Annotated in this window: 23 protein-coding genes and 1 pseudogene; 6 read left to right on the top strand and 18 right to left on the bottom strand. The window is 65.6% G+C overall.

All coding sequences use genetic code 11. From position 1 onward, the window contains the following. Window positions 1–6: 6 nt before the first annotated feature. Complete coding sequence (locus tag J2X46_RS20220) at window positions 7–807, bottom strand: SDR family NAD(P)-dependent oxidoreductase (protein WP_310253759.1); 801 nt, start codon at window positions 805–807, stop codon at window positions 7–9. Between the two features lie 256 nt (window positions 808–1,063). Between J2X46_RS20220 and J2X46_RS20225 the strand changes: the two genes are divergently transcribed. Beyond that, window positions 1,064–2,221, top strand: coding sequence for a helix-turn-helix domain-containing protein (locus J2X46_RS20225; protein ID WP_310253761.1), 1,158 nt, complete (start codon window positions 1,064–1,066; stop codon window positions 2,219–2,221). Window positions 2,222–2,287: 66 nt separating this feature from the next. Here the strand turns inward: J2X46_RS20225 and J2X46_RS20230 are convergent. Beyond that, window positions 2,288–2,674: pseudogene (locus J2X46_RS20230) on the bottom strand (transposase); the annotation flags it as partial. A gap of 168 nt (window positions 2,675–2,842) precedes the next feature. On the opposite strand from J2X46_RS20230, the gene J2X46_RS20235 reads away from it, so the two are divergent. Then, complete coding sequence (locus J2X46_RS20235) at window positions 2,843–3,286, top strand: hypothetical protein (protein WP_310253762.1); 444 nt, start codon at window positions 2,843–2,845, stop codon at window positions 3,284–3,286. An 82-nt stretch (window positions 3,287–3,368) separates the two neighbouring features. On the opposite strand, the gene J2X46_RS20240 is transcribed toward J2X46_RS20235, so the two are convergent. The 14 genes from J2X46_RS20240 to J2X46_RS20305 all read right to left on the bottom strand — a co-directional run bounded on the left by J2X46_RS20240 (window position 3,369) and on the right by J2X46_RS20305 (window position 16,686). Then, on the bottom strand, window positions 3,369–4,622 hold the full coding sequence (locus tag J2X46_RS20240) for an ABC transporter permease (protein ID WP_310253763.1): 1,254 nt from the start codon (window positions 4,620–4,622) through the stop codon (window positions 3,369–3,371). After that, window positions 4,619–5,344 (bottom strand): ABC transporter ATP-binding protein, encoded by a 726-nt coding sequence (locus J2X46_RS20245; RefSeq protein ID WP_310253764.1) that lies wholly within the window; start codon window positions 5,342–5,344, stop codon window positions 4,619–4,621. Before J2X46_RS20245 ends, J2X46_RS20240 begins: the two co-directional genes overlap by 4 nt. After that, on the bottom strand, window positions 5,341–6,597 hold the full coding sequence (locus tag J2X46_RS20250) for a peptidoglycan-binding domain-containing protein (protein WP_310253766.1): 1,257 nt from the start codon (window positions 6,595–6,597) through the stop codon (window positions 5,341–5,343). Before J2X46_RS20250 ends, J2X46_RS20245 begins: the two co-directional genes overlap by 4 nt. Then, window positions 6,594–7,490 carry a hypothetical protein gene (locus tag J2X46_RS20255; RefSeq protein ID WP_310253767.1) on the bottom strand — a complete coding sequence of 299 codons (897 nt, stop codon included), beginning with the start codon at window positions 7,488–7,490 and terminating at the stop codon, window positions 6,594–6,596. The genes J2X46_RS20250 and J2X46_RS20255 overlap by 4 nt, the downstream gene beginning before the upstream one ends. A 76-nt stretch (window positions 7,491–7,566) precedes the next feature. Beyond that, window positions 7,567–8,577, bottom strand: coding sequence for a hypothetical protein (locus J2X46_RS20260; protein ID WP_310253768.1), 1,011 nt, complete (start codon window positions 8,575–8,577; stop codon window positions 7,567–7,569). Next, window positions 8,564–9,172: a sigma-70 family RNA polymerase sigma factor gene (locus J2X46_RS20265; RefSeq protein WP_310253801.1), complete on the bottom strand. Its 609-nt coding sequence runs from the start codon at window positions 9,170–9,172 to the stop codon at window positions 8,564–8,566. The genes J2X46_RS20260 and J2X46_RS20265 overlap by 14 nt, the downstream gene beginning before the upstream one ends. Before the next feature lie 109 nt (window positions 9,173–9,281). Beyond that, window positions 9,282–10,382, bottom strand: a complete 1,101-nt coding sequence (locus J2X46_RS20270; RefSeq protein ID WP_310253770.1) for a CU044_5270 family protein — start codon at window positions 10,380–10,382, stop codon at window positions 9,282–9,284. Further along, window positions 10,369–10,887 (bottom strand): sigma-70 family RNA polymerase sigma factor, encoded by a 519-nt coding sequence (locus tag J2X46_RS20275; protein WP_310253772.1) that lies wholly within the window; start codon window positions 10,885–10,887, stop codon window positions 10,369–10,371. The genes J2X46_RS20270 and J2X46_RS20275 overlap by 14 nt, the downstream gene beginning before the upstream one ends. Before the next feature lie 57 nt (window positions 10,888–10,944). Beyond that, window positions 10,945–11,445: a peptidase inhibitor family I36 protein gene (locus tag J2X46_RS20280; protein WP_310253774.1), complete on the bottom strand. Its 501-nt coding sequence runs from the start codon at window positions 11,443–11,445 to the stop codon at window positions 10,945–10,947. A gap of 616 nt (window positions 11,446–12,061) precedes the next feature. Next, window positions 12,062–12,703, bottom strand: coding sequence for an ABC transporter ATP-binding protein (locus J2X46_RS20285; RefSeq protein ID WP_310253776.1), 642 nt, complete (start codon window positions 12,701–12,703; stop codon window positions 12,062–12,064). 58 nt (window positions 12,704–12,761) lie between these two features. Beyond that, window positions 12,762–13,568, bottom strand: a complete 807-nt coding sequence (locus J2X46_RS20290; protein ID WP_310253778.1) for an ABC transporter ATP-binding protein — start codon at window positions 13,566–13,568, stop codon at window positions 12,762–12,764. Then, window positions 13,561–14,583, bottom strand: a complete 1,023-nt coding sequence (locus J2X46_RS20295; RefSeq protein WP_310253780.1) for a branched-chain amino acid ABC transporter permease — start codon at window positions 14,581–14,583, stop codon at window positions 13,561–13,563. Before J2X46_RS20295 ends, J2X46_RS20290 begins: the two co-directional genes overlap by 8 nt. After that, a complete protein-coding gene (locus tag J2X46_RS20300; RefSeq protein WP_310253803.1) occupies window positions 14,580–15,431 on the bottom strand; it encodes a branched-chain amino acid ABC transporter permease in 852 nt (283 codons plus the stop codon). The genes J2X46_RS20295 and J2X46_RS20300 overlap by 4 nt, the downstream gene beginning before the upstream one ends. Before the next feature lie 100 nt (window positions 15,432–15,531). Beyond that, a complete protein-coding gene (locus J2X46_RS20305; protein WP_310253781.1) occupies window positions 15,532–16,686 on the bottom strand; it encodes an ABC transporter substrate-binding protein in 1,155 nt (384 codons plus the stop codon). Between the two features lie 770 nt (window positions 16,687–17,456). Here J2X46_RS20305 and J2X46_RS20310 point away from each other — a divergent pair. Next, window positions 17,457–17,825, top strand: a complete 369-nt coding sequence (locus tag J2X46_RS20310; RefSeq protein WP_310253782.1) for a hypothetical protein — start codon at window positions 17,457–17,459, stop codon at window positions 17,823–17,825. A gap of 1,031 nt (window positions 17,826–18,856) precedes the next feature. Here the strand turns inward: J2X46_RS20310 and J2X46_RS20315 are convergent. Then, a complete protein-coding gene (locus J2X46_RS20315) occupies window positions 18,857–19,975 on the bottom strand; it encodes a hypothetical protein (RefSeq protein WP_310253784.1) in 1,119 nt (372 codons plus the stop codon). A gap of 257 nt (window positions 19,976–20,232) precedes the next feature. Further along, on the bottom strand, window positions 20,233–20,703 hold the full coding sequence (locus tag J2X46_RS20320; protein WP_310253785.1) for a hypothetical protein: 471 nt from the start codon (window positions 20,701–20,703) through the stop codon (window positions 20,233–20,235). 340 nt (window positions 20,704–21,043) lie between these two features. Between J2X46_RS20320 and J2X46_RS20325 the strand changes: the two genes are divergently transcribed. From J2X46_RS20325 to J2X46_RS20335, 3 genes are all read left to right on the top strand, one after another. After that, a complete protein-coding gene (locus J2X46_RS20325) occupies window positions 21,044–21,742 on the top strand; it encodes a hypothetical protein (RefSeq protein WP_310253787.1) in 699 nt (232 codons plus the stop codon). Between the two features lie 19 nt (window positions 21,743–21,761). Then, window positions 21,762–22,379, top strand: coding sequence for a hypothetical protein (locus tag J2X46_RS20330; protein WP_310253789.1), 618 nt, complete (start codon window positions 21,762–21,764; stop codon window positions 22,377–22,379). Between the two features lie 96 nt (window positions 22,380–22,475). After that, window positions 22,476–22,773, top strand: a 298-nt coding sequence (locus tag J2X46_RS20335; protein ID WP_310253791.1) for a DUF4192 family protein, incomplete at its 3' end; no start/stop codon positions are given.

Here is a 22,773-nt window from a genome sequence, read left to right on the forward strand (position 1 = left end):
GGACGCTCAGCATTTCGAGGTCAGGCCTCCGTCGACAATGATGTGGGTGCCGGTGACGTATGCGGCCTCGTCGGAGGCAAGGAAAAGCGCTGCGTTTGCGACATCCCATGGGTCGCCCATCCGCCCCATGGGGACCTGCTCGGCGCGTATCTGCTTGAGCTGCTTGACGTCCTCGTCGCCGTAGGCGCCGCGAAGCGATCCCATCGCCATCGGCGTATCGATGAGGCCGGGAACGACGGCGTTCACGCGCACGCCGTTTGTTGCCTGCTCCACAGCTGTGGTCGCCGTGATGTGCAGCACTGCTGCTTTTGAGGCGGAGTAAGCCACATACGGCACGCCCACGTAGCGCAGGCCGGCTGCTGAGGAGACGTTGACGATGCTTCCGCCGCCGCTTTCAATCATTGCCGGGATCGCCGCCTGACAGGCGAGAAACACGCCGGTCAGGTTCGTCTGAAGGACGAGGTTCCAGTCCTCGAGCGACTGATCGAGGATGCCCCCGCGGCGCAGGATCCCGACGTTGTTGTGGAGGACGTCGAGTCGCCCCCATCTGTCTGTGGCGGCTTGGACGCCTCGGCGGCAGTCTGCTGGCTGGGTCACGTCACCGGCCACCGCGAGGGCTTCGCCGCCCTCGGCCTCGATCGATGCGACGGTCGCCTCAGCGGACGCCAGATCGCGGTCGAAGGCAACCACCCTGGCTCCCTCTCGCGCGAACCTGATCGCCGTCGCTCGCCCATTGCTCATCTGAGTCCCCGACGAGCCGGCCCCGACGACCAGGGCTACCTTTTCGTTCAGGCGCGGGGTCGTCACTGTGCAGCCTCCAGCATTGTCACCACGAACGTAGCCGCCACTCTCATCACTTCTCCTCGCTGTCTGGCCGACCGAACTCCGCCCCGGCCGATCCGTTCGGCACGGGGTTCTTCGGCTGCTCAGAACGCTACGATCAGCCAGGTGTCACAACTACGGAGAAGCGCACGAAGGTCGCTAGCGAGTATTCGTGGATCGGCACAAGACCCGGGAAATGTCGGCGACAAGATCACGTGCCCCGTGGGAGTCCAGGCGGACTATGAGCTCTGATGGCAAGCAGGAGACCACCCTCGAAGCGATCGCGGATCATCTGGAGGATGACCTCGACCGCTTGACTGAGCTGCAGCTCCAGGAGCTCGCAAGGTTCAAGTCGTACTCCGATGTGCCTGTCGACGATCTGGTGCGCTCCAGTGAGCGCAACGTGGCGCGGGTGGTGGCCACTTTGCGCGGCCAGGTTCGACTTCCACCCGAGGTGGTCGAGGACGAGCGCTCGACGGGCCGCTTGCGCGGCCTTCAAGGGATTCCAGTCGAGGACGTTGTCGAAGCCTACCGTGCAGTCATTGGGTGTCTGCGAGACGCGTTCCTCGAGGAAGCGACGGCCCGTGGCGTCGGGCTCGACACTGCGTTGGAGGGCGTACGACGCCTCTGGCAGCTCGCCGACAGCTATAGCAGCGAGCTCGTCAACGCACGTCAACAGGTACTCATCGAGCTGACCCGGCGTCGAGAACTGGACCGGTTCGCCTTCGTGCAGAACCTACTCACCGGCACTTACCGAGACGAGGAGTTGACCAAGGTCTGCGCCGCGCAGGGCCTCCGGCTCGACCAGCCGCATTACGTCATGGCATGCTCGTCGGGCCGCCCGCCCAGCGACCACCAACTCCTCCGCACCCTGGGTACTGCGATTCCGTCGGATGACGACGTCATGTTCGGCACGGTCAACGGCGTGATCGCCGGGATCTCGTCCTCGCCGCCGGCACGGTGTCCCGAAGGTCTCACGCTGCTCCATCTTGGTCCCGTGCCGATCACCGACATCCCTGCGGCGTACGCGGAAGCGAGGAGCCTGCTCGATGTGGCCCTACGGTTGGGTCGCGTCGGGATCGTGAGCTGGGACGAGGTCGCACTAGTGTCAGCCGTGCTCAACCAACCCCGGCTGGGTGAGGCACTTGTCGAACGTTACATAGCGCCCGTGTTCGCGAACCTTCCCCGCGGAGCGGAACTCATCGATTCGGTCCGTACCTACATCGAGTGCGACAAGAACGTCGCCGCCGCCGCGTCGAGACTTTCAATCCACGTCAACACCTTGCGCTATCGCCTCGACCGCTACGAGCACACGACGGGTGCCGATCTCCGCGACTTCACAGAAACTCTGCGAATATGGTGGGCGCTGATGTACGCCGAGTCTTCGCAGATCGACTGAATGAACCGCCCGCGTCGAGCCCCGGACACAACTACTTCCTGCACACGCGGATGCTTTGTGGGCTCTTCACAGTTGAGGGTGTAGGAGTTGGGGTCGGAAGCCGCCGGTCTCGAGCACCGATCTGGCGATGTAGTTGGTCAGGTTCCTGAACCCGAGGGCGCTGCCGCGCAGGTGTTCGAGCCGTCCGTTGAGCGCCTCGGTCGGCCCGTTGGAGGTGCCAGGCCGGTCGAAGTAGGCGAGCACGTCGGCGGCCCGCTTCTTCAAGGTGCGGCCGAGCTTCGCGACCTCGGCGAGTGCCTTCGGGACACCGGCGCCCAGGTCGCTGATGAGTTTGGTCATCAGTTCGCGTCCGCGTGTGCGGTCCTCGTCGCGGTAGGCGGCGATCATCCGCTGGTAGACACCCCAGGTCGCCTCGACCTCAACGTGTCGGTCGTCGGCGAACAACGTTGTGAGAACCAGCCAGCCGGGCGTGCCCGCGACACCGCCCTCCTTCCGACAGGGTCGCCCTTCCACCTTTGGAGTCCCCGGATCAAAGCAGCCGCGTGAGATCCGGGACCTGAGCTGACATCTAGTTGGTGAGCGGGGGTTCCCGCGATCCGTGACACCGAAGGAGAGCTCCACATGAAGAATCTTCGAACGCGTGTAGCCGTGGCCGCTGTTGGCACGCTGAGTGCCTGCGGCTTGTTGATGACGCCGCAGCCCGCGCAGGCTCTGGGCAACCAGACCCTCCCCACGGACAACGCATCAAACACGGCCTTTGCCGTCGGTACGTTCTGGCAGTTCAAGAACCATGGCGGGGTATGGATCAAGTGGCGGGGTGACCACGCTTGCTCTCCCAGCTACGGCAACATCGACTTCAGAGAGAGGACGTTCACGCAGGAGGACTTCGTCAACCGGACCTCCTCCGTCGCTGACTACAACCTCTGCGACACCCAACTCTGGAGTGCACCACAGTTCACCGGCTCTCACTCGGGCGGCGCTGACGGCTGGTTCAACGCGGGCGACACAGGTACCTACAACCTCAACGTTTGGGACAACCGGGCGCAGTCCGCGAGGTGGACGTGACCGGAAGCCCACGGGACCGCACCTGACTTAGCCGGCTGCGCAGACGTGTGCATGAGGGCGGATCGGCTTGGCCGGTCCGCCCTCAGCGGTTCAGGGCTTCGACAGGTTCGATCCGGGCTGCTCGCAACGACGGATAGGCGCCTGCTAGTAGCCCGACGACCGCGCCGAGTGCCGGGCCGCTGACGACGAGCCACGGCTCGACCGTGGCGGTCCAGTGTTTGGCCACCGATAGGGCCACGATGGACAGGACCCCGAGGCTGGTGCCGATGAGTCCTCCGAAGCCGCCGAGGAAGGTGCTTTCGATGAGGAACTGCGTGCCGATGTGTCGAGGTCGTGCGCCGAGGGCGCGCCGGAGGCCGATCTCGGGGACCCGTTCGAGGACGGCCACGAGTGTCGTGTTCGCAATGCCGACGGCTCCGATCACGAGGCAGATCAAGGCGAGAGCCAGGAACAGCACGCCGAGGTCGGCGGTGACGCTTTGCTGGAGCTTCTTGGGCTCGACCAGTGGGGCCACCTTCATCGCTTCTGGCTGATCGGGTCTGAGCGCGACAGGTGCCTGGGCGGCCACCACGGATGCGGCGCCAAGGTCGGTCTCAATTAGCATGCGGGCTGGCGTTAGCGGTGGCCCCCAGTAGCGTTTCGCGAACTCGGCTGGGATGGTCACTGAGAGGAGTGAGTCGGGCATCCGGCGTGTGTCGCTGATGATGCCGATGACGGTGACGGCCACGCCGTCGATGAAGACAGCGGGTCGCGCAGCGACGTCCACCAGATTCAGCTGCTTGGCGATGCTGGCACCGACCACCGCAACCGGGGAGTCAGCCAACGCCGGGCCAAAGGTCCGTCCCTGTTTGATCACAGGGTGACTGGCGTCCCAGAATCCGGGTGTCACTGCCGTCACGTTGATGGCGCCGGGGACTGGTGGGCTTCCCGCGCCCGGAGGTTGCTGGCCAACGCGTGGGTTGGAGCCTACCTTCCAGTAGAGACCTGAGTGCTGGACTCCGCCGATGACACCGACTCGCTGCTCGGAGTCGGTGGGAAACATGAGTGAGGCGCTGCCATTGTCTTCGGCGGCTTGCTCAACGGTCACCTGGGTGATCGCGAGGGAGTTGAAGCGTCCGCTGATCTGGCTGTTGGCGGTCGACGTGATGCCAAGAACTGCGATGAACGCACCGATGCCAAGGACCGTGCCCAGCGTCGTGAGCGCGGAGCGACCCGGTCGTTGCAAGAGACCAGCGATCGACTCCCCGAGAAGCTGTCGGCGCTTGACCCGTGGCCTCTTGATGCCTGGGATCCGCAAGGGCCTTCTCGATGGCCGCGCCAGGCGCCAGATGCTCATCGCGCGAGATCCTCAGCGGCATGGACGGTTCGGATGGAGTCGGCGGCGTGGTGGCGTTCTGAGAGTTGTCCGTCTCGGATGACGACGAGTCGACCGCCCCGCTTGGCAATACCGGCATCGTGGGTGATCAAGACAATGGTTCTGCCGCCCCGGTTCAGTTCCTCGATCAGGTTGAGCACGGAGTCTGCGTTCGTCGAGTCGAGATTTCCGCTGGGCTCGTCACACAATAGGACGCTGGGGTCGCCGGCGAGCGCCCGAGCAATCGCGACGCGCTGACGTTCTCCTCCAGACATCCGGGAGGGCAGAGCGTGGACCCGCTGTTCGAGTCCGACGCTTTCGAGGCAATCCACCGCCCGGGCGTACTGGTCCTTTCGGCTGACGCCTCGATAGAGCAGAGCCATCATCACGTTCTCCACCGCGGGGCGATGGGGCAATAGCTGGAACGATTGGAACACGAAGCCGATACGTTGGCCCCTGACTGCCGTCCGCTCGATGTCGGTGAGCGTGTCGACCGGGACGCCGTCAAACAGATAGGTTCCTTCGGTTGCCCTGTCGAGCATGCCCAGCAGGTTCAGCAGGGTCGACTTGCCCGAGCCGGAGGGTCCGACGATTGTGACGAAGTCACCGTGCTCGACGCGGAGGTTGGAGGGCCTCAGGGCCTGGACCGGCGGGTAGCCAGGGTAGGTCTTTGCCAGGGCGAGGAGTTCGATCGCCGGGCTCACTGGACTGCACCTGAACGACGCGATCCGACGATCACCCGGTCTCCGGGCTCCAGCGAGCCCTTCTTCGGTGTGATCTGGACGTATCCGTCACCGCTCACGCCTACCTCGACCTGCACTTCTTCGTGGCTCTTACCGATGAGCTTGGTGACGGTTGTGTTGCCGCTCGCCGATGTGGTGATCGCCGAGACCGGCACCGCCAGAGCGGCCTTGTCGGTGGCCGCTCTCAATATCCGTATCTGAATCTGCTGGCCGACTTGGTGGAACGAGAGCGGCTTCTTGGGTTTGATGTCGATCGGGACCACCAGTCCCCCGTCTTGGGACTGCTGCTGTTTGCCGATCCGCACGATCGTCCCCTGGATCGCCTTCTTGGTGAGCCCGACAATCTGGGCTTGACGCCCTACCTTGATCTGCCCGGCGTCGGCAGGGTTCATCTCTGCACGCACCATGACCGGCTCGGTGGTCAGCGTGATGGCCGGCCCATCTCCGAGGGTTGACCCGACATCGACGCTCGTGGCGAGTACTCGCGCGGGCAGCGTCTTGACAAATAGCAGCTCACTAGCCCGCGCAACCGGTGAAGGTGGTGGCGGCTGCGGTACACGATCTCCTGACCCTCGCGCCTTCTTCTGACCGTCTGAGCCTGGTTGCTCCGCCACGTCGGACGCAGCACCGAACTCGGGGACAGCGGCGTCGGTAAGGGGCACATCGAAACCAGCCCTCCGGTAGAGCTCAGCCAACGCGGCGCGGGTGCTTGCCCCGAAGACTCCCTCAGTGTCGTACACGCCGAGGCCCGCTAGGCGCAGCGCGGCTTGAAGCTGCTGAACGTCAGGTCCATGATCGCCTGGCTGGATGTCGCGATACATCGGTATCTGCCCCTCCAGAAGGAACGCCGGGCGACCTGCAACCTCCAGGGCAAGTTCACCGTTCACCAGGGTGTCACCGGTACGGGCCTGCACCCCCGTGACCACTGGACGTACCCCATCGGGCGGCGCACCCGGAGTGACAGCGAGAGAGTTCCCAACTATCACCTCGCCACGCAGGGGAACGGCGTCGACGATCTGACGACGTTCGACCGGGGCACTGAGCACGGTCAAGGGCGGTGGCGCAGTATCGGCGGCCACCTGAGCGGGCGACCGAATAGTCGTCGCGATCCCCGCTCCTAAGGCTGCGGAGAGCGCGGCCACGACGACCACGATCAGCAGCCCACGTCGTCGCCTGCTGAGCGTGCGATCCTCGGACAGTGACTGATCGGTCACTGTCGGTTCAAGATGTCTGAGACGCGTCGGACCTGGTCGTCATGCCACTTCCGCAACGCAGCGTCGGCTTCGGGGTTGTCTTGGATCTCCTGCTCTTGGTAGGCCGACTCCACCGCCATCCAGATCCCGACGAGGTTCGTCTCTTCACGGCAGTCAATGTCATCCAGTGCCGTGGTGATCTCCTTCTCTCCGACCTTTTCCGGCCAGTTGGCGTTGTTCGGGTCCCACGGCGACTTGTAGTCGTAGCCCTTGTCGTTCATGCACGATGCCCAGGCATCCCATGCCTCTTGGACCCTGGAGTCGTTCTGCGCCCGATCGTAGGTATCGGCCCCCGCCTCCTGGGCTGTGGAAGGAGGATCGCCTCCTAGCTCCTTCCATGCAGAGCCAGCACATCCGCCCTTGGGAACCGGATTGCCATCCTGGTCGTGAGGAATGGCCTGTCCAGGCTCGGCCATCGAAGGCCCTGAGATCACGATGAGCTCCGCAGCCGATGGGTTCCAAGCCGACCTGTCGTCCGCCTCAGCTGCCGAGGGCCGTGGACGGTAACCATGCCCCTTGGCGTATTCTCGGTCGACAATCCCGTACCTGCGGCCATTCAGCTCCCCAACTGTCGGGTTCTGCCCCACCGGCATCGTCACCTGAACCCCGTATTTGGCACCGCAGGTAACCACGAGCATGTGGTTGGCCTGCAGCAGCTGCTGGTCCTGTTCCCCCGTTAGCTCGTAGGCATCGAACGGTAGCTTGATCTGGTCTTCTGCCGTGACCGCCGGGTAGTCCCCGATATCGGGCTGAGTTCCTTCCTTCTTGCTCGTGGATCCGCAGGCAGCCGACAGCATCAGGACAGCAGTCGTCGCGGTGATGGCGCGGATGACGGTGAGGGGGCGTGAAGGCATGACGAGACTTCCCTTCGAGGTATCGGGGCGTGATGCTGCGGGCCGAGATCGGGTCGCACGGACGATTCGGGCAGGATCAGCGGGAGGCAGGCAGCGAGAGCCTCTGAGCCGCTTCCAGTGGTACGGATGAGACTGAGACGGCACGTTGATCGAAGGTGGCGAACCGGACCGGCTCGTCCGCGGCGAACGGATTTTCGGTCGTGGAGAGCTCTCCGAGGAAACGACCGCTTACCGGATCGAACACCAGCGCATCCTCGTCCTCGATGCTCAGCCCAACCCCGGATCGATGGCCCGGAAGAGAGACGTCGTTCTTGAGCTCGATGTCCGGCAGCAGCTTCATCGCTTCAAGGATGGCGACGCGAAGATCATCGGGAAGCCCGGGCTCGAGGAGGAGGCCGGATACATGTTCGAAGACCGCATTGTCAGCGCCCTCGCCGTCAGTGCGCAGTCGGTCCAAGAGCGCGTCGGGATCCCTCGGGTAGGAACTAAAGTCCGCCGCTTGTGGATATCTCCAGTGGGGGCCGAAGTCGCCGTCCGCAGCCCGCCAGGTTTCGTCAAGGTCGGGGTCGACGAGATGTCGCGCCTTCGGGCTGAGGAACCCGAAGGAATGGACCTGGTCTCGCGCCACCCACTGATCGTGAGGATCACTAGGCGACCAGACCGTTGAGATGTGGCGCTCCTTCCAGGCAAAGGGACGTCCGGCTGAGTCCTTGTCGACGTTGCGCTTTCCGTCGTAGGCCGCGGACCACGTCACCTCGACCAGCCTGGTTCGTAGATACTCGCCGGTCCCGGTCTGCATGGTGATTTCCTGATGGGCGCTGATCGCGTCATCGAGGACGCGCACGACTGCGGCGCTCGCCGTTGGCAGGTGAGCACCTGGCAGGACGACGAGACCAAGAACCAGTGCCGCCGCAGCTGCCGAGGCAATCGCGGCGCCAGAGACCAAAGCGAGGCGGCGACGACGAGAGCTGCGCTTGCTGCCCTCAGCATGAGCCATCAGGTTGTGTCGAACGCGTGCGATGGCCATCTTGTCGCTCGCCGAGAGATCGGACTCGACGAGCCGCTTGAGCTGCTCAACCTCGTCCATGTTGTTCCCCTTCTTCCATCGCCTCTGAGGTGGCTGATCGGACCTGTTGGCGCGCACGATTCAGGCGAGATCTGACGGTTCCGACCGGGATCTCCAGAACCTGGGCGATCTCGGCGTAACTGAGGTCTTCCCATGCGAACAGCAAGAGGACGTCACGGTCGCCGGGTGACAGGGCCATGACTGCCCCGGTCAGTCGGCTGCCGGCGGAGTCTGCGTCGACCTTGGCGATGATCTGGTCAACGTCATCGATGGGGCGCTCGCGTCGAAAGATGGCCTTGAGTCGGAGACCGTCATCCCGCTTCACTGTCCGCAAGTGAGCGCGCACCATATTGGTCGCAATGCCCAACAACCACCCTCGAACCGAACCCTGCCGAGAATCGAACCGGCTGCGGTGTTCGAGGGCTGCCAGGAAGGTCTGGCTGAGCAGATCTTCCGCGTGGCCGGTTCCCACCCGTCGGGTGATGTAGCGATAGACCAGCGGCGCGTAGGTGTCAAAGACATCGGCGAAGGCTGAGGCATCATCATCGGCCAATCGCTCGACCAGTTCATCCTCACCGAGAGTGACCTGTGGGTCACGCTCGGGTTCAGGCCTCATCTGCTTCACATCAATCTATTGTCAGATCGCCCCGGATGGGTTCACGCGGACACTGATCATGGCGCTTTGGCGCCGGTCGGGGCGCGCCTCTTCCCTACGTAGCTCAACATCATTGGTCCTTTGGAACCTGTGAACGAGCGACCCGCTCGGCCTCAACGAGTGCGCTGAACGACAGCACTGCCGGCGGGGTGAAATCGAACTGAGGAGATGACTCCGTGAGGATGACCTCCTCGCCGAGGTAGCGACCTGTGTTGGGATCGATGAGTAGGAGCTTTTGCCTCCTCCCGTCCTCGCCTGGTGTGGTGAACGCATCTGCTGGCCTGCCGAGTCGGTCATGGATTCTGCCGAGGTAGGTGATCGACGCGTCGACCGCGAGGACGCGCCACAACGCTGCCGTGAGTGCGGGCGGGACAACGTAGTTGTGGTTGAGATCGACGACGTCGCTTATCAGGCAAGCTCCAGACGCCGTGGCGCACACGAGTGGATCCTGGCCTTGGATCAGCCGTGCGCGGAGTTCCGTCGGTTTGGTGGGTAGGTCATCGGCGTACCTGGGACCTGGGTCGAGGCTTTCGAACGAAACGGTGCTCACAACGGTGCCTGTTGGCACGTGTGGGGCGTCGATGAGTCCGTCCTGGGAAACGGGTGCCCCTCGTCGCTCGATGGCCCGCAGCGTGCCGTTACGGTCGAAGTACGACTCGCGCTCCACTGGCACGACCAAACTACGAACGCCACTGTCCACAGACTCATCTGTTGTGGCCCACCAGGAGTTGAGAACTATGTGTTGGACGGGGCCACCCGCTGGTTGAGGCTGTTGGGCCGCCCTCGTCGCCAGATCCCTAAGTTTGGACGCCGCTGTACGGCCTACAGGTGGCATCGTCCCTTCCACCGCTCCGGGGAAGGTGAGCAAAGGCGGCGTCGACGCGTGAACCACCTGCGGCGCCTGGCCAAACACCACGAGCGAGAGGATCAGCACGATCCCAGCTGCGATGGTCAGGCAGGACCCCCACTTGATCCAGTTACGTCGTGATGATCGGATCCCACGTTCCGACTGAGGCGCCAGCTTCTTCGCGCGCAGTATCCGCGACAGCGCCTCCTCAGCTCGCTCTTCCTGGCCAGGCAGAGGGGTGAGGTCGTGCGGCTCTACGCCGGAGGAGATGAGCTCTTGGCGAAGCTTCTCAAGCTCTGCATCCGAGTCGTCACGGCTGCTCATCGCCCACCTCCTCCATCCAGAGTTGACGGACCTTCTCCTTGGCTCTGTAGATCCGCATACTCACTGCCGCGGGAGTGCAATCCAGGATGACTGCGATCTCGTTGACCTTGTACCCATCGACTACAAGCTGCAGAACCTCCCGGTCGGTGGCGGGCAACGTCTGAGCCCACGCAGGCCAGCGATTGCTCATGATCTGGTCAACAATGTCAGGTTCGTATCGCCCGGCGTCGTGTTGTCGTTCGAGCGCGTGGACAGCATTGCGGAAGGACGCCTCCGCACGCCCCGCGTTGCGCAGGAGACCCCTCAAGATGTGATACGCAAGGCTCTCTAACGCGGGACGATCATCGCCACCGCGAGGTGATGCGGACAGATCCTTAGCCCAGAGGGCTTGGAGTGCCGCTGTCGCCAGGTCTTCCGCCTGCTCAGGATCGACACGACGCTGGGCGTATCGAACCAGCTTTGGGTAGGTCGCGCGGAAGAAATCCTCGAAATCTGAGACCTCCACCAACAAGCGCCTCCCCCGCCCGACTGCGAGTCAGGCTACGACAGCTGGAGGCAAACCTCAGCATCTTGCGAGATTTGATAGATAAACTCTGCTTGGCCGGTAGAAGGAAGATCCGATCGTCGGTCGATCCTCGCCTGGAGCGAAGCAGACCGAGCCCGTGCCGGAGCTCGAGTACAAGCGAGCGGCGTGGCGCCTGTTGTTGGCGTACGACCGGGCAGTCCACCCCAAGTCCTTCATGACGTCGCTACCGGACGTCGAATAGAAGCTGCCTGAGTAGTTCGACTGGGCCCAGCCACAGAACTTCCCTGGGCCGCACTGCGACAACGAGCGGACCCCTTCCTCGACGACCACCAACACGGCACCGCCTGGGTACAGCACCTCGTTGTCGACGACGGTGCCGCCGGGTTGGATCGCCAGTTGGGCCTCAATGAGCTTCTCGATGCCCGCCGAGACCACCCCGTGGTCGCCCGCGTTCGCCTCGGCGGACCATGCCGCAAGCACGGTCGTGCAGGTGACCGCTCCAACAGCGATCCAGAGGTGGCGCAGTAGATGCTTCACACCTCTCTATTGACAGATTCGCCCGAAAGGTTCGCGGAGCGGCTCGCGGTCTCGAGTTCGCGCAGGCGATTCCTGCGGCGCACTGGTCAACGTGCCAGCCGCTGGCGGCAGTCCTGCTCGGCGTTGCCACCCCGCGAGGCCAGACCCAGGGCGCCTCTTGTTACGAGCACGCCGCCCGCCAGCACAGCATGAACAGGCCCCAGGACGAGCCCAACCCTCACGCAATTCAAGTGTCAGGTAGTACACGATCGAGCCGGTGAATCCGCCCGAGACAACGTCCGTGACTGGTTTCGGCATGAGTTGGGTTGCTCCTGTGGCGCCACCTAGCTGGCCGAAGCCGCTTTGTGTCGTGTCAAGGTCCTGACCTGAGCACCCCGGCGCGGACGCGGCCGGCGTTTAGAAGAAGTCCCGCCGTTCGCTGGCGCCCTTGAGCCCGGGTGTCGGTGGGGCCAGGGGCGGCGCCGCACCCGGCGCACGCCGGACAGATCCCGGGCATGACACCGGAGGGGTCAGCCGATTCAGGAGTCACAACGCGCACCGGGTGGCCGGCGTTAGCCCTACCAGCCAGCACCAGGCCAGCCGCGACGACGACTTGCAAGCGGGTCAGAGACTCCGCTCAGAGCCCGAGGTAGGAGTCCTTCAGCAGCTGGCTCCCCTGGAGGTCAGCCGCGGTCCCCTCGAAGGTCACGTGGCCGTTGGCAAGCACGTAGCCGCGGTCCGCGCAGGCGAGCGCTACCTCGGTGTCCTGCTCCACCAGGAGCACGCCGACGCCGCGCTCCTTGAGTACTCCAATGGTGTCTATGATCCGGTCCACGATGACCGGTGCCAGGCCCAGTGACGGTTCGTCCATCATCACGATGACCGGCTTCGGCAACAGGGCCCGTGCGATCGCCACCATCTGCTGCTCTCCCCCGCTCAGTGAGTAGGCAGCGCGTCCGCGTAGGCGTTCCAACTCGGGAAAGAGCTCGAAGGCGGGCCCAAGGTCCAGCGGTCCGCGACCCCAGACCGGGAATAGCCCCATCTCCAGGTTCTCCTGGACCGTCATGGTCCCATAGAGACGACGGCCCTCGGGCACGTGCGCCACACCCCGCCGCGCGATTTGATCTGCGCTGAGGGCGGAGATTGACGTGTCTCCTAGATAGACCTCGCCGGAGGCGATGGGGTGCAGCCTCGAGATGGTGCGCAATGTCGTCGTCTTGCCGGCTCCGTTGGCGCCAAGCAGGGCGACGACCTCCCCTGGCTCGACGTGGAGGGACACTCCAGAAATGGCGTGTGCGCCCGCAAACGTCGCGGCGAGCGACTCGAGCCGGAGTCCGCTAGCGGCGGCCAAGGTAAGCTCCGATCACTGTCTCGTCGCGGGTCACGTCGTCCGGTGTCCCTTGGGCGATCTTCCGACCGTGGGCCAGCACGACCAACTCGTCGCACACCGCACGGATGAGGGGCATGTTGTGCTCGACAACGACCATCGAGATCCCGTCGTCACGCAACTGTTCGATGAGTGCGAGCACTTCTGCGGTCTCCGCGGAATTCAGGCCAGCCGCCGGCTCGTCGAGTAGAAGGAGCTCGGGGTCCAGCACGAGCGCCATCCCAACGCCCAGAAGCTTCTTGGCGCCGTACGGCAGATTCCCGCAGGGCTGGTCGACCCAACGCTCGAGACGGGTGCGGACCAAGATCTGTTCGGCCCTTGCACTCATCTCACTCCGGGCCCTGCGGCGGGGGAGGAGCCCAGACCACGCCAGTGCGCGGTGCGCGCCGACCCGCACATGTCCGGCCGACACGAGTGCCTCACCGACGGTCATTGACGCGAAGGCGTGCGCGTGCTGGAACGTCCGCACTAGTCCTCGGCGTGCGAGTTGGTGAGGTGGTCGCCCGGTCAGGTCCCTCTCGCCGAGTAGCACCGATCCCGCCGTCGGCCTTACGAAGCCCGAGATCAGATTCACGGCAGTTGTCTTACCGGCTCCGTTGGGCCCGATCAGGCCGAGCACCTGCCCGCGGCGCACGTCGAAGGAGAGGTCATCAATCGCGTGCACGCCGCCGAAAGTCTTGACCAGCCCGCGCGCCGACAGCACAACCTCGTCGACCCTGTCTTGCCGAGATGGATCCTCGGCCGTCTGCTTAAACATCGTTCTCCTTTTCGGCGCCCGCTCGGCGACGTCGCACGAACGTCAATAGGGCGCGGCCCTGAGAGGCGATCCCACCGGGAGCCAGTACCACCACTAGGACGACGATCACGCCGAGGATCCCGGCCCGGGACTCACCAGAGACCGGAAGCACTTGGTAGAGCACTGTGTACAACACGCCGGCGATCAGCGGCGCGGCCGGCGAGCCAAGCCCGGCGAGAACCAACAGCATCACCGCCAGCAAGATGGCCTGGGTGTCGTACAGTTCCGGCACCACCAACCGGAAGTAGAGGGCCTGGAGGATGCCTGCCGCTCCGGCGACCAAGCCGCTCAGCACAAACGCAAGTGTCTTGATCGACAGTGGGCTATGCCCGAGGGAGGACGCCAGCTTCTCGTCGTCACGCACCGACTGCATCGCGCGACCCGCGAATGAGCGGGTCAGAAACAACGAGGCTGCGTAGGCGACCACGAATACGACGGCGCACAAAGCGTAGAAGTCACCGTAGCCGACCGACGGGCGCCAGAATGACAGCTCCGGCAGCACCGACCGCTGGACCAAGAGCCCAGACGTGCGCCCTGCGAGCTCCCAGTTGGCGAAGACCGTCGTGATCGCAAGGGCGAAGGCCAGGGTGAGGATCGCGAAGTAGAAGTTCCGCAACCGCAACGCGGCCACGCTCATCGCCAAACTCGCGACGGCCGCAAGTCCAATCCCGCTCAGCGCGGCACCGACGGGCCCGATGTCGGTGTTGTCGAGCATGAGCACGAATGTGTAGGCGCTCACCGCGCCCAGCCCCAGCTGGGCCAACGAGAACTGGCCGGCAGTCCCCCACACCATGTTGAGGCTCAGCGTCCACATCGCCCAGAGCAGGCCTGTCGTCGCCCATCCGTAGTACAGCGGCGACCCCCAGATGGCCGGTAGCGCGCAGATCAGGACAGCGGCAGCGAGGAGCCACCGGTCCGACCGCCGGCGTGTCACGCCCCGGATGGCGGGGGTCCTGGTCTCGAGTCGCGTGCTCATACGCGTTGACTCACCTTTCCGAACAGGCCCTGGGGGCGCACAAGCAGCACCATCGCCAGGACAGCGAGCGGCACGAGCTGGGCTACAGCGATGTCGAGGTATGCCACGCCGAACGCCTCAGCCATGCCCAAGATGATGGCGCCCCCGATCGTTCCCTTCGTGCTCCCGACCCCGCCGAGGATGATGATGATGAACGCCTTGAGGACGAACTGCTCACCGAGGGAAGCGTCGAACGTGCTGGCGGTCCCGATCAGGATCCCGGCGAATGCGGCAAGCGCGGCGCCGATGGTGAAAGCTGCGGTCTTCACCCGCCGCACTCGAATGCCATTCAGGTAGGCCGAGTCAGGGTCGGCGGCTACCGCGCGCAGTACCTTGCCCCAGCCGGCGCGGCTGATGTAGAGCTCGGCGGCGGTCAGCGCGACGGCAGCGATCCCGATGATGAGAAGTCGGTCGATCAGCAGATTCGCACCGAAGAACTCAACCGATCCCGTTGCCAGCCGCGGCAGCGAGTACGGTTCAGGCCCCCAGACCTGAAGGATAATGGAGCCCACGATGGCGATCACGCCGATAGAGGCCACGAGCCCAGCCGTGTGGTCCCGTTCGACCCGGCGGAACACACTGAGCTCCAGCAACGCTCCGACGCCCGCAATGAGGCCGATCGACAACAGCGCCGACACCCAGAACGGGACGTCATGAAGCACGAACTCTGCGGTCAGGTAGGCCGCCAGTACAAGAAGTGCACCATGGGCGAAATTCAGAATGTCTAGGACGCCGTAGACGATCGTTAGGCCGAAGGCCGCGAGCCCGTAGAGCGCCGCTAGGAACAGGCCGCTCGCCACTGCTTGCACGAACAAGGTGTCGCCTCTCTGAACTGATTGCTGAGGTCGCGAGGTCGGCGGCCGCCAGGCCCGAAGGCGGGTCCCGGCAGCCGCCGAAGGTGGCCGACGGTCATTCTCCGGCGATAGGTAGATCGGTGAACGTCACTTCGCCGTTGCGGAGCGTTGCGATCTGCTGGGTGTAGTGCGCCAGACCACTCTTGTCGAAGTACAAGTCAGCCAGGGCGGGGCTGGGCCACTCATCAACCTCGGGAAGGGCAGCACTGATGGCAGCAACGTCGGTCACCGTGCCCGCGGCCGCAATCGCCTCGGCGAGCATCTGCGTCTGGTCGTAGAAGGAAAGCGCGTAGAAGTCGATCGAAGCGGGTTCCTCACCGTACTTCTCCTCGTAGGCGGTCCGGAAGCCGGCGACGGTTTCGTCATCGGGGTTGTCCGGCGAGCGGGTGGTCACCCGCCACGTGAACGTGCTGATCTTGTCCTCGATGTCCGCGACTTGACCGCGACTGCCGCCGTCCGCCGCGAACACCGGCTGGGTGAAGCCGACCTGCGCTGCCTGCTGAAGGAACGGCGCCGCGACCGTGTCCAGATACGGCGTCATGACCAGGTCGGGCTTAGCGGAGCGGATGGCCGAAACGATCGGGATATAGTCCGTGGTGTCGGTGGCCACCTGGTTCTCGTAGACGACCTCGACGCCAAGCTTGTCGAAGGCCGCCACTTGGCCCTTGACGAATGCGTCGCCAGTGGGGTCTGCAGTGTTCAATACGGCGACCCGCTGGGGGTCGTAGAGGTCGACGAGTTTGGACACGTACGCGTCGATTGCCACGTCGTTCTGGCTCGCCTGCGTCTTGAACAGCAGACCACCGTCCTCCAGGTGCTTTTCGGCAGCGAGCGCCGGTGTGACCACCAGCCGGGTGTCGTCCTCGGCCAGCGCTCCGTAAACCGTGTCGAAGGACGAACTGACGCAAGGCCCGAGGAAGATCTGCACGTTCTCGGCCAGGAGGTCTTGGACCGCAGCCTGTCCGCCGGCGGGCGTGCTCTCGTCGTCCTTGTACACGACCTCGAGATCGCGCTTTTCGCCGTCGACGGTGATCCCGCCAGCGTCGTTCACGGCGTCGACTCCGAGTTCGATGCCCTTCTTGAAGGACTGGCCGATAACGGCGGCCGGCCCACTCAGAGGCATGACGGCGCCGACCACAACGGTGTCATCGCTGTCGGCGGAACCGCCGCGCGAGCATCCAGCGGCGACGATCGGCAGCAGCAGGGCCATGAGGAGCACCCAGGTATGCCGGAGCTTCCTCGGCGCATGACCGCGCACGGCGGTGGCACATCGATTCATGAGTAACCTTTCAAATGGGGCCTATTGCCGTCGTGCCGGGGCATGGCGGGCGCGCGCTCAGTGACTGGTCGCCTCGCAGGACCTGACGTTGAGATCAAGGTCCGCGTCTTGCACGGGCGGCACGTATTGAAGGTAGTGACGACGATCACGAGCACCAATGGAGGCGAGTACGACACATGCGAACGATTTTTGGGGGAATGTACGACTGGCCGAGACACGGCCACGGGTGCTGACGCGAGGCGGTCGGCCCAGCATCACCAATCACCACGTCTCGCCGCCGGGTAGCCCGCTGCCGGGTAGCCCGGATCCACGACGGGTCCTGCTCTTCGCTGCATGGGGGCCTGGGTGTGCTCAGGCTCGTGGAGTTGGCGTTCCACGCTGTCCGGGTCGTTCTGGTTTGGTCCCGGGTTGCGCAGTAGTGGTGCTGGGCTGACCAACCCAACTCGACGTGCGAGTTCTGCGTAAGCAGCGAAGCGACCACCGCGGTCAACGAGCAACGCGACAACGAGCACCGGGCACTCGGGGTCGCCGACGAGGCGTCGTGTCCCACCGGTCTGGGTTTCGTGCCCCGTCGGGGCATTTCTATCGACCGCCGGTGGAATCGTGGCCGGCATAGGCGCATCCACGCAGACCCGCTCGCGGGCGTCGTCCGGGTCCCCAGCACCGCATCCTCACGGCCGACCGCTGACGTTCTGGTCCGCATGGTCGACAGGTTCTCGCTCGCGGACGCGGCCTCCGATGGCGCCCCTGATGTCTCGATGCCGTACCTGGAGAAGATCGCCGAGGCGCTGGAAGACGGCGAGCTCTCCGACGACGAGGCCGCCGACCTGGCTGGGCTAGCGGCCGTCATGAACCTCTCGTCCGATGACATCGCGGCCGGGGCCTATCGAGCCTTTGTGCTCGCGCTGGCTCACGACGCCCTCGAGGACGGCAAGGTCCCCCGCGCCCAACGTGCCGAACTGCTGCACGTGGCCGAACTGCTCCAGGTCGACGCCAAAGTCGTGCCCACACTCCTCGACCAGGCCGAGCTGGCGCGAGACACCCGACTGTCTGACGGTCTCGCCGCATAGCCCGCCGATTGGGCGCACGGCGAGCCACTCCGCGTAGGCGACAAGGTCGCCTTCACCGGCCTGCGAGGCACACAGTCGACCCCAACTCGAGGCCGAGTCCGAAGCCCGCGGCGTACGGGTCCTGGGCACCGTGTCTCCGAAGGTCACGCTCCTGGTCTCCGACGGCACCATGGACGGCGGGAAGGCAACACGCGCCCGCGAGCTCGGCACCCGCGCCGTCCACCCCACCGACTACCCGGGTGTTGCTCGAACACCTGCAACCCACACTCCGCCGGCCCGTGAAACCCACCCCCGCATTGAAGACCCCGAAGCCGAAGCCGGCTCCCGCACCGGTCGACCTGCCCGCCGGCACCGCACCCTCCGAAGTACGGGCATGGGGCCGCGAGAACGGCTGGGACGTCGGCCTCCGTGGTCGCCTCAACCACGACCTGGCGGCGGCGTTTGTCGCCGGCCCAGAGCGGCAGCGAACCAGGCTAGTTGGCCGCGCCGGTTAGGGGGTGGTCTCGATGCCGTGGAACCGTTCTCGTGCCTCGTCTGGGTCGCGCGGCCCGCTGCTGCTCGCGTCGCCATCCTCGACGGCGTCGGACGAAGTGGTGGCCCTCATGGCTCCAGCCCTCGCCGAAGAGCGCTAGCAGGTACGGGGGCACTCGGCACCGCTGGTACGGGTCTGGTGCCTACATCGGCGGCCTCACTCTCTCGGAGCATCGAACGGGTTTGGTGTAACCGAAAGCAGGGGGGTGGTCTGGCCCTGTGCGAACTGCTGGCTCCCCCCTCCGGTCAGCACCCGGGTCAGCGCTCCGCCTGTCGGACTCGCCCGGCGTCGGCTCGTGTCGGTCGCGCTGACGAACAGTGGCGCGCGTACTCGCCGGGTGTGATCTCGCCGACGACGTACTGCACGGCGGCGTCGACATCGGCGCGAGTGGGTTCGTGACCGGCAGGGCAGGTCTGTGCAAGGTGACGGACGACGGTGTGCCGCTGGCCAGGGGTGAGGCCGACGAACAGTTCGAGCCATTCGATGACACTGCGGCGATTCATTCGCTCTGCGTCTTTCGCTGGGTTCGGGGCTTGGAAGCCGCTGCCCGGAATTGGTCGACCTGATCCTGAAGGCCGCTGCGCTCAGAGCGGAGCTCGTTGATCTGCTCCTGGAAACCGGCGCGGAGGTCGACGAGCCGCTGTTCCCCGTGGCCGCGTTCGCGTTCGACCTCGGCACGGGCGGCGTCGCGTTCGGCTCGCGCGGTGGCCTCGGTGGCGCGCAGTTCACCGAGCTGCTCGCGCAGGGCGTCGACCTGGCTCCGCACGGTGTCGACTTGTTCGCGCGCGGTGGCCGCGGCGGACTCTGCCCGGTCGCCGCGGGTCGTCTCGGCGGTGGCGCGCTCCACAGCTCCGCGCGCCCGCTCGTCCGCCTCGGCCCGCGCCGCTTGCGCTGTGTCGAGTTCCTGAGCCAGCCCGTCACGCTCGGCTTCGATGACGGCGACGCGTTCCTCGAGGCGGGTCTGTATCGAGGTGAACTCCGCCCGCAGCGTGGCGATGGTGGCCTCTGCCTCGGCCGCGACGGCTGCTGCGGCCTCCCGGGTCGTGGTGAGTTCGTCCTGCAGCGCGGCGGCCTCGTTCTGGTAGGCGTCGGCCTGCGCGTCGGCGTCGGCGAGTTGTTCCTCCAGGCGGGCCATCGCCTCGGTGGACTCGACCGCGGCCGCGTCCGCTTCCTCGCGCTCGGCCTCGGCTCGGCGCTGGGCCTGCTCGGCCCGCGACGCGCGAGCCACTGCCGCGGCGATGCGTTCCTCGGCTTCAGTGGTGACCGACTCGATCTGCGCCTCGGCCGCGTCGAGGTCTCCTGCCGTGCGGATCTCCTCGATCGCGCGTGGCAGCTGGTCGAGGAACAGCTCGGCCATCCCGGTGAGCTGAGCGACGAGCTCGCTTGCCTTCTGACGGGCGGCCTCGACGGGTCGCGCGTCGTCACCTGTGCCGCGGGCGTCGGGCTGACCGGAGTCCTTGAGGCGCTGCCGCTCGCGCCATGCCGAGGCCCGGTTGTGGCCTGCGTCGCCGCAGTACTCCGGTGGACGGCCGGTTCCGGCGTCCCCTGCGGCTGCGGGGCGGTCACAGCCGGGGAAGCGGCACGTCCGCTGATCGGTCTGCTGCACCTGTTCGCTCATAACGTCATCCTACCATGACGTTAGACGTAACGATACGTAATGACGGAACGAAAGACGAAACGACCGGATGTCACGCCACGAGACATGACCGCGGGCTCGACCTGGAGCGTTCGGGGGACATGTGGCGGCAGTGCGTGGAATGCTCGGCGCTCCGAGAGCCCGTCGGTGACCCGAGACGCTGGCGGGCTCTCCACTCCCTCGTGGTGACCCCAGGCAGAGCGACGGCGGCCGTCGCCCCCAGGCGGCCGGGGAGCCAGTCAGCGCCTTCGGGTGTCGGCGGCGTGGATCTGAGCAGTGACCTCGGGCACGAGCTCACTCAGAGAGACCGGCGCGGAGTCGTCGGCGAGCTGGTCGAGAAGCTCCTCGGCCGGCTCGTCGAGGCGTGGAGCGGCGTAGTTGTCCCAGTCGTCGGTCGCGGCCGCGAAGCGCCGGTAGTTCTCGGCGTTGGTGGGTGCCTGGAGCCAGGCCGAGGCGGTCGTGGCCACCTGGCCGGCGAGGTGGGCTGCCTCGTCATCCATGCCGTTCAGGGCTTGACGTGCTGCCCTGCGGATCTGGGCAGCCACACCGTCCTCGGTGGCCGGCAGATCAAGGGTCGGTGCGACGTACGTGTCCCAAGCGGCGACGGCGACGACCAGCCGGCGGTAGGCCTCGGTGTCAGCCTTCGCGTGACGCCAGGCCGATGCCGCCATGGCCACCTGGCGCGCGAGTAGGACCGCCTCGTCGTCCATGAGCAGCAAGTGTTGACGACCAGGCACCCACTGCGGAAGCCCCTCCCCCACGCGAACCCCTTCCGCTTAGGAACCCCCGGGCGCCGAAGAAAGTGGGGCCGGCTCTGTCCGATCGAGCGTGCGGCCGGTTGCTTCTCTCTGGCAAGAGAGCACACCCACGAGGGAGAAGGCCCCCGATGACGCAGCACTCGAACGACCCGACTGGCCCATGCGACCGGGTGCACCCCCACCCGGTCGTCGCGCTGCGAGATCACCTCACGCAGACCATGTCGGCCGCGAACCAACTCCGGTCGGTCCTCGCGACGCTCGACGACCCCGGACGCAGATTCGGTGAGGACCGATGAAGGAGCGCGAGCTGCAAGCAGCCGCCGATGCTGTCTTCGACGCGGAGCATGCACTCAGGCGCGCCGCCGACGCGGTGGATGAACTCGGCGACCTCGCCACGTCGTCACTGCGGGTACTCGATGAGGCCGCGACCGACGCCTTCAACGCCCACCAGGAGGAACGGCGTGACTTCTACATGGAGTCCGCTGCCGACCACCTGGCACGGCTGCGCAACAGGTCCGGCCAGATGAACGAACTCGGTGAGGACCTCACCCACCACCTGACCGCCGCCGGAAGCGCGATCGAACGCGCCGGCTACGAGCTGTTCCACAGCAGCGAGAACTGGGAGGAGTCGAATGACATCGAGTTCCAGGCGCTGCGTACGCAGTTGGACGTACTCAGCGAGGTCGTGAGGCTGTCGCGTCCGCTCGCGGATCAGATCACCCGCCACGCCCAGCAGGCCGCCGAGTCGGCGACTGCGACCGACGCGCTGATGCTCCTCGACGAGCGAGTCCACCACGCAGACCAGCAAGTCACCCGCGCGGACGAGGACGTGTCGATGATGCGGTCGGTCATCGAAAGCGCCCAGTCGCGGGCGCGGACCTCAGCGGCGCTCGCAGGGTCCCTGAGCTACGCAGCGAGCCACCCGGAGGCCACCGCCAGCCACCCGCATCAGACCCACACCAAGCCGTCCGACCCCGGCATCGCCATCTGAGAGGAAGGTGCACAACGTCATGAGCGATCGCACGTGGATGCAGGTCGTGATCTACTCCTGCCCGCCTGAGAGCGTGAACCGCGTGCTCGACGTGCTCGAGCAGTTCAACCTCGACAACGAGTACGTCCTGCCCGACGACCCGGAGCGAGACCCCGCCGCACCGCACCGCCTGCCCAGCCTCGAACTCGGCCGCGGGTACATCCACTCCGAGACCCCTTGCGGAACCAGCAACGACATCAGACAGGCCCTGCCCGAGGACGCCGCATGGAAGGTTTGGGAGGAACCCACCTACGTCGCTCTCGGCGAGGTATACCTGAATCACCCCGACTTGGCTTTGTTCAAGGCTGACTGCGACCACCGCGGCCGCCCGGTCTTCTCCAGCGGCGAGGTCGACGACCTCGTCGAACTAACCGGCGGCGACCGGGTCCAGTTGGGACACCGCACCGGCCGCACCTGGGAGATGGCGCTCGAACAGCTCGAGGCGATCAACAACGGGATCGTGATCCCTCGCGACACCGCTACAGCCTCGGCACCGCTGCAGGCAGCCGCGCTGAACCAACTGGCGTCCGGCCCCGCGAGGTGGCTTCCGCCCGATGCGTCCGGCCTCGCCCGCGCCACGACCGCCCCGAACCGCTAGGCGCTTTCGCGCATCCGATACGGCCCCTGCGCCCCGGGCGCCTTCGTTCACGACAACTGTCTCAATCACACGCACCGTTGGAAGGTAGGAACCCTGATGAACACGCTCACGATCAGGTCGCACGACGACCTGATCTCCTATGTACCGCACCTCATGCGGTTCCATCCCGAGGGGATGGTTTGCGTTCCGCTGAGCGGCGACGGTCCCCTCGCGCGACTCGACCTGCCACCGTCTCCCAAGGAGATGGAGCCGTTCCTGCAGACACTGTCCGACACCTACCTGCGTCGGCACCCCACCCAGCGCATCGCGCTTCTCGCTTACGGAGACGACGCGAGGGCCTGCATCGAAGCGCTCTCCGAGCTCGGTGACCGGCTGGCCAACGGCCAGCACCGCC

Origin of the sequence: Nocardioides sp. BE266 (assembly GCF_031457855.1) — a bacterium.
Lineage (GTDB): Bacteria > Actinomycetota > Actinomycetes > Propionibacteriales > Nocardioidaceae > Nocardioides.

Excerpts from the sequence above, each read along its gene's own strand:
- J2X46_RS20235 (WP_310253762.1), top strand. The coding sequence starts at position 2,843 with ATGAAGAATCTTCGAACGCGTGTAGCCGTGGCCGCTGTTGGCACGCTG.
- J2X46_RS20225 (WP_310253761.1), top strand. The coding sequence starts at position 1,064 with ATGAGCTCTGATGGCAAGCAGGAGACCACCCTCGAAGCGATCGCGGAT.
- J2X46_RS20265 (WP_310253801.1), bottom strand. The coding sequence starts at position 9,172 with ATGAGGCCTGAACCCGAGCGTGACCCACAGGTCACTCTCGGTGAGGAT.
- J2X46_RS20260 (WP_310253768.1), bottom strand. The coding sequence starts at position 8,577 with ATGGACGAGGTTGAGCAGCTCAAGCGGCTCGTCGAGTCCGATCTCTCG.
- J2X46_RS20320 (WP_310253785.1), bottom strand. The coding sequence starts at position 20,703 with ATGGACGACGAGGCGGTCCTACTCGCGCGCCAGGTGGCCATGGCGGCA.
- J2X46_RS20315 (WP_310253784.1), bottom strand. The coding sequence starts at position 19,975 with ATGAGCGAACAGGTGCAGCAGACCGATCAGCGGACGTGCCGCTTCCCC.
- J2X46_RS20310 (WP_310253782.1), top strand. The coding sequence starts at position 17,457 with ATGGTCGACAGGTTCTCGCTCGCGGACGCGGCCTCCGATGGCGCCCCT.
- J2X46_RS20305 (WP_310253781.1), bottom strand. The coding sequence starts at position 16,686 with ATGGCCCTGCTGCTGCCGATCGTCGCCGCTGGATGCTCGCGCGGCGGT.
- J2X46_RS20290 (WP_310253778.1), bottom strand. The coding sequence starts at position 13,568 with ATGTTTAAGCAGACGGCCGAGGATCCATCTCGGCAAGACAGGGTCGAC.
- J2X46_RS20295 (WP_310253780.1), bottom strand. The coding sequence starts at position 14,583 with ATGAGCACGCGACTCGAGACCAGGACCCCCGCCATCCGGGGCGTGACA.
- J2X46_RS20240 (WP_310253763.1), bottom strand. The coding sequence starts at position 4,622 with ATGAGCATCTGGCGCCTGGCGCGGCCATCGAGAAGGCCCTTGCGGATC.
- J2X46_RS20255 (WP_310253767.1), bottom strand. The coding sequence starts at position 7,490 with ATGCCTTCACGCCCCCTCACCGTCATCCGCGCCATCACCGCGACGACT.
- J2X46_RS20325 (WP_310253787.1), top strand. The coding sequence starts at position 21,044 with ATGAAGGAGCGCGAGCTGCAAGCAGCCGCCGATGCTGTCTTCGACGCG.
- J2X46_RS20330 (WP_310253789.1), top strand. The coding sequence starts at position 21,762 with ATGAGCGATCGCACGTGGATGCAGGTCGTGATCTACTCCTGCCCGCCT.
- J2X46_RS20270 (WP_310253770.1), bottom strand. The coding sequence starts at position 10,382 with ATGAGCAGCCGTGACGACTCGGATGCAGAGCTTGAGAAGCTTCGCCAA.